Consider the following 768-nt stretch of genomic DNA (forward strand, 5'->3'; position numbering starts at 1 on the left):
AAAAAATCAAATCTCTGATTCTTAGGGACAAACTTATATATTTCAGGATGAGCTTTTATTTCATTCGTTTGTTTAGTAGTTAGGGTACGGCGAACATGCATATCAAATTCTGCATCTGGAAAAGGGCCAAAACTTCGCAGTACGCTTGTTCTAGAATGAATATCCTTTACCCTGATCAAATACTTATGATTCTTCATACCTACTTTCACAAAAGAATTGATAGATTCATAGCCTCTGTCTGCAATGAAAATAGCTTTAGGACCATCATATCTATCCACTATTTCATTGAATGCACCATTTTCATTCATTACGGCATTTCCTTGAAGAACAATATCATCATAAGTACATTCCAATAGATCATAGCTTGTATTCAGATGATAGGCGGAGAAAGGTTTATTCGAATTATTGGCCTTATAAAAAGTGGTTTTAGTATCTTTGATAGCACTGCTGATAGGCAGAACAGAACCATCAACAGCGAGAAGGCGATAACCTTTGTGAAGCTTGATTTTCTGTGTTCGTTCATTGAACATATTGAATAATGTACGGAATGCATCTGGACGAATCTTACTACGTGCCTGTACAAATGAAGAAGCTGTAGGCGTATCAAGCTTATATCCAAACAATTTGAACATTTCATCTTTTAAAGATCCAGACTCTAATAAAAGCACATTGAAAAGAGTACTTCCAAAAAGATGTTTTCTTTTCCGTGTAAAATCCTTATTTGAATCAACAACAAATAGTGAAGAAGAATCATTCATGGTTTTGATG

Annotated in this window: 1 protein-coding gene; it reads right to left on the reverse strand. The window is 34.5% G+C overall.

Annotation, left to right across the window (positions count from 1 at the left end; genetic code table 11):
* Window positions 1-767, reverse strand: a 767-nt coding sequence (locus LJE08_RS13670) for a transposase (RefSeq protein WP_227403539.1), incomplete at its 3' end; no start/stop codon positions are given.
* Between the last annotated feature and the right edge of the window lies 1 nt (window position 768).

Source organism: Holdemanella sp. DFI.5.55 (assembly GCF_020593575.1).
In the GTDB taxonomy this organism is placed as follows: Bacteria; Bacillota_I; Bacilli_A; order Erysipelotrichales; family Erysipelotrichaceae; genus Holdemanella; species Holdemanella hominis.